The 5,305-nt window shown below is 60.3% G+C and carries 2 protein-coding genes and 2 pseudogenes; all 4 read right to left on the bottom strand.

The genetic code is table 11. The features are described 5' to 3' along the window. Positions 1–1,400 (bottom strand): annotated as a pseudogene (locus ACZY0B_RS26680) (hypothetical protein); the annotation flags it as partial. Then, positions 1,397–1,960 carry a hypothetical protein gene (locus tag ACZY0B_RS26675; RefSeq protein ID WP_463767240.1) on the bottom strand — a complete coding sequence of 188 codons (564 nt, stop codon included), beginning with the start codon at positions 1,958–1,960 and terminating at the stop codon, positions 1,397–1,399. The gene ACZY0B_RS26675 and the pseudogene ACZY0B_RS26680, both read right to left, overlap by 4 nt. A gap of 837 nt (positions 1,961–2,797) precedes the next feature. Continuing rightward, the gene (locus tag ACZY0B_RS26670; protein WP_463767239.1) at positions 2,798–3,727 is read right to left on the bottom strand and encodes a hypothetical protein; all 930 of its coding nucleotides are present in this window, start codon (positions 3,725–3,727) and stop codon (positions 2,798–2,800) included. A 970-nt stretch (positions 3,728–4,697) separates the two neighbouring features. Beyond that, positions 4,698–5,305 (bottom strand): annotated as a pseudogene (locus tag ACZY0B_RS26665) (EspA/EspE family type VII secretion system effector); the annotation flags it as partial.

Raw genomic sequence — 5,305 nt, 5'->3', positions numbered from 1 at the left:
CCCGCTGAGGGATGCACCGGTGCAGAGCTTGCGATCGCCGACGGCGGGGGGCTCGATGGAAGGACGGGGGCGGAGGCTGCGGGCATCGTCGGCCGTATGTCCGAGGCGTAAGCGGGCAGCGGGCCCGAGGGTGCGGGCGCGGCGGCGGCTGGACTGGCTGATCCCGCGATGACCTGCGGTGGCGGGGTTGCGTCGGGGGCGGCCGCGTGTGCGACGGGCGGCGCCTCGTATGCCGGCGCGTTGACCGGGACGCTGCTCGCGCCGGCGGTCGGAGTAGTCGGTAGGGCCTGCGGGTCGGTGGGTTGAGAGGGCAGCGCACCAGCGGTCGCTGAAAGCGGTGTCCCCGCCTGCATTCCCTTGTCGAAACTGTGCATCAAGTCGGCTGGTGTAACCGGCTGCACCGGACCGGTTGGCGCGACTGGTGCACCGGTTAGTGGTGTCGCTCCGGTCGTGGGCAGAGCGGGTAGTGACGGTTTCGCTGACACAGGCACCGACGGAACCGATGGAGCCGCAGGAATGGGTGGCCCCGATAAGGGTGGGGATCCGGCATGGGTTGTGTTGGGTACAGGAGGCAGAGTTCGGTTCATGCCAGCTTGAGCGATCGAGCCCATGGAATGCGGGGCCCCCGCGGGTGCAGCCAATCCGGAAGCTGGCGGAGCTTCTGATCGCACAAGGCCGGTTTGGGTGACGGGACCCAGCGAGTCGGGCGCGTTTAGTGGTTGCGTCCCAGGCGGCATCTGAGGGTTGCGGTAAATTTCGCCGGCCCCCGTGACCGGTCCTCCTTTGTAGAGGTCGCGCTTTACCAGCGCCTCTAAGCTCTGGTCGTCCGTGGGTGGTCGGAACATTTGCCCGACGTTGACCCCGTGCGCTTGCGCGAACTGACGCGCTGACAGACCAGCGTCCTCAGCGTCAAGGATCTGCTGCATCGCATCAAATACGTTGCCGGCATATTTCGCTGCAACCATGTTGGCCAAGGCGCGATATTCGTGTATCGCGGCCACGATCTGCGGCACCTTGGCTTCCACTGGCTCTTTTGAAGCTTGTATCTCTTTGATCCGCTGATTGCCCTCTTCGGCAACATTGGTCAGATCGTGCTGGAGGCTGACCATACTGTCGTACGCGGAGCCGTATGCGTTCTCCTTGACGCCGTTCTTTTGAGCAACCTGCCGCGCTTGATCTTCGCCCTGTCGGTAGGCATTGCGAAGGTCGCCCACTGTGTGGCCCCCCTGATCGGCTAGCGGACCGGATTGGGCATTACGCAGCATATCCGCAAAATTGGAATATCCTGTCTTGATATTTCCGCGGTTAGTCTTGCCCTGTGAAAGTGCCATCAGGTCTTGGTCGTACACCCATTGATCACCAACAATGGGGATTGAGTATTCTCCGGGAGGAAAAATCATTTGCAAAGTCTTTCGATCGTCAACGTAGCCTCATCGGCAGCATGCACCGTCGGCGCCATTTCAGAATCAGGAGTGTTATTCAGATAGTCAACTGTGAGTTCTGGAAAAAGCTCTGTTAGTTTTCGGATCGCCATTGCGAGTTCGTTGGGTGTTGCTGGTTGGGCGGAAAGTACAGTCCGGAGATATTCACTTCCTGCGAGAAGCGCTTGTCGACCTGTCAGCGCGTAAACTTGCTGAGCCGTGGGGTCGCTGCCCGCATCTCGGCTCGTGCTCGCTTTGATCGCGTTGTGGACCTTTAGATACTCAGCACACACCCTGTCCTTAGCTTCGGCGACCTGTTGATCGGTGTATGCCGTTGGAGTCGGGGACTTAGCTGGCACAGGCCGGAACCAGCCGACAATCGCGACACCGAGCGTCACCAACAGCGCGATGAGGAGGAACGCGAAAATCGGCCATTGCCGCCTGTGTTCGGAAAGCATTGGTGCTGGCCAAGGCGATGGGGTGGGCGACACGGCAGGGGGTGGTCCGAAGTTCGACACGATCTCAATCGTATCGCCCATTCGCCATCACGCTAGTCACCCAACCGTAGCGTCCAAGTTTGTGGTCGCGGGCCCCTGCTTGGTTTATGAATAATTTCCCTGGTGCCTTACGCAATTACATTTACCGTATCTCATTTACACAAATTCTCAAGCTTCGAAGTTGCCTCGTCCCCTGAATGCACTGAGGTGTTTATTTCCGAATCGGGGGCTTCGGCCAGTAACTGAACTGTGAGAAATTGGTATACATTTGTGAGATTTCGAATCACGTCAGCGATATTAGTGGGAGTTGCCGGGGCGTCATTGAGGGTTGTTGAGAGGTACTGGCTACCGGCGACGAGCGCTTGGCGGGCGTTCACTGCTGACGCAAGTTGAGTTGCGTAGTCTGGGCCCCTATCACGGGCGCCGGTCAACTGGATGGCGTCGTGGACTTTGCCAAAGGCACTGCACACCTTGGACTTGGCGTCGGCGACCTGTTGGCTGGTGTAGGTGGGTCCGGCGGTGGGCTTATTGGTCGGCAACGGGCGGAACCAGGAAGCGATTGCGATGCCTATCGCAAGGAGCGCCACCGCTACCGCTGCAATCGCGAGCCACCCCAAAGGACGCCTCGGCGGGGGCGGCCCTTGGGGCGGCCAAGAAGGCATTGCGGGCTGCGCGGACGGCTGAGGAGGAAAGTTCGACACGGCCTGATCGTAGCTCGCAAGCGCGAATCTCGTAGTCGGCCTTTCTGGCGATCTTGGGGAACCGATGGGCATCTGATTGTGGCCCGGATAACACCGCAGTAGTCATATTCGGCATCCGGAATGCATTCCTGGGCAACCTATCTCATCTTCAACCCTGCGAATCCACGGCATCCTGCCTCTAGCGGCCCGAGTCCGTGTCGTCGTCATCGCGCTTTTGGTCGGGCAAGATGATGCGCCGACTCGCAACCGGTTTGCCCTCAACACGTTTGACGACTTCGGGCGTCGGCGGCGGTGTGGTGATACGGCCTTGGACCGGAGCGCCGTTCTTGACTGTCGGCGGCACAATTCGTTTGGTGTCGGGCTTCTCGTCCTTACCTCCACTGCCTGCGCCGTGCATGGCACCGGGCGGCATCATTGGCATCGCACCCATCCCGCCCCTCGACGCGTTCGTGGGCGCTGACGCACTCGGTGGTGTCGTCGAGGTGGTATGCGCCGACGCGGGCTCAGTACCTGCTGATGGAGCGGGAAGCGGATTGAGGCTCCCCGTGGGTGTGGTGGCGCCGAGCCCGCCCACACCGCCACCGCCCGCGCCGGCGCCGCTCGTCGATCCCGTCAGCTCACCGGGAATGGCCGCGCCAGCTGCCGCCGCTTCTCCCGCCCCGTGCTGCATTGCGCCCATACCGGCTTGCATCATCTGCTGTCCGATTTGAGCAGCCTGCTGTGGAAGCTGGCTCAACGGTTGTAGCAAGCCTTGCATGGCGCCCGAGATCCCGCCGGCAACGCCGGAGATCATCTGCGGAATCTGCTGCGCCATCTCGGCCGGGCTTCCCGCGCCGCCCAGTTTCCCGGCTGACTCTGCTTCGTTGGCAGGGAATTTGGCCATGGCGTCACCGGTTTTCGCACCGCGTTCGGCATATCCGGTCTGGGCGTCGGTCATGTCGCTGGGATCGCCGCTATTAGCAGCAAGGCCAAGGGCTCTCAGCAGCTGGCTCATGGAGACAGTTCCCGTAGCCAGCTGATCGGGTGTGATCCCCGGAGGCGGTGGATGCCCAGTCAACTTGGCAAGGTGCTCGAGAATTATTCGAATTTCATCGTCGTCGCCGCTCATGGCGTCCTCCCGTGCGCCGTTGAGTGGAACATGGCGAAGCCGTGTTTGGTGAATTCAAGACGTTCAGGGTGGCCGATGCCAGGCGCACCCGCGCGCTGCGACTGGACTGTTCCGAACTGCGGCAAACCAGTGCCGTTCAACATCGCTACCCTCCCCAACTATCAAGACTGCGATATCGCCGCGACCATCAGCCGGAGTCGCTTCGCTGACGCTGCAGTGCCGACCTGGCCGCCATGCCCCTGTGTGCCCTGACGGCGAGGCTAATCACCGCATCGATGTCGGTCAATTCACTCTCGTCAGCCCTGTTGCAGGGGCAAAGCGCTAGGGCTCCCGCGGCGAACGAGTGTTGATAGGGAGTTAATCTTCCTAACCAGCTCTTATAGCCAATACAAAATAGCGAACAGCGCGTCGAAGGTGAAGACGCCAAAAAAAGCCGCGAAGGCACCTACGGAGAATGCGGTCGTCCGCCGAAAAGCCATAGTTATCCCACAAAGAATTAAGGGGAAGATGGGTGCGAAGAACCAGAGGTAGCCAAACGTAAGCATCGTCGACATGACGCCGGCAAATAGTCCGCTAACGAGCTGGACTGGACGTTCTCGCGCGTGGTCGAACGGGCCAGCGTCGTCGGAAGGTGCCACGTCAGTGCGTCCACTGCGAAGGGATCACGACGCTTACGGTGACGAACAGTAGGATTGACCACCCGGTTAGCGGAGCGATAATAATCCCGACTGCTGTACTACGCCATAATGATGTTTTCGACCACAAGTACAGAACAACTCCGACCGCTAGGACGCAAAGCGATACGGATGAAAGGAAGGTGTAAAGATATCGCGTTGATATTGCGCCACGAGTTAACACCGACAACATCTTGACCATTATCGCCCACAGGAATCCGCCAACAAAGGCGCCGGTAAATGCTGCACGTATCCAGTCGACCGGTTGCTTCACGTGACTCCTAGTGGGCTTTTCGCTATTTCGGGGGCAGAGGGGGCGACATGACGACGGGATCATGTACGCCAATTGCTGGTGGATGATCGACAGGTCCAAGGGGATACGTACCCGGTGGGCTCGCAACGAGCGGCGGGCCGATTGGTGCCACGGGGGGCATGTGGCCGGTGTGCGGGAGGGCGGGAATCCTGGGAGCCGGATACTGGTCATTGAAGGACAGCTCAAGTGCCGGGTCGCCGATCGGCTTGTGCCACCACAGGCCGGCTGCGGGTCCGTCGGCTCCATCCACAAAAAGTGGCCACGACTGGACTAGCGGCGAAGAAACCCCGCCAGGCAGATCGCTATAAATCTCGATCGCTGGAAAATTGGTCACGTTGCCGCCAACGCGGGGACCTCCGGGACTTGGATCGATCGCGATGGTGCCATTCACGTCGAATGACACTGCCTTAGCGAGATCTTGTCCTCCTGGCGAGAATGGGTCAGCGGCGCTGTACTTGATCAATACTGCGCCGTTGCCCTGTTGGACAGCCGAGATGCTAGGTGTTCCAACCCAAATCTGGCCGGTCTTCTCGTCGACTGATGGGTTTTGGCGGGCAACGATGATGCCGTTCTCGTAGTCGACATAAATCG

This window comes from Mycobacterium sp. IDUB_19, from assembly GCF_055419445.1.
Note: the sequence above shows the minus strand (reverse complement) of the source record. Positions and strands in the feature narration are given on the sequence as shown.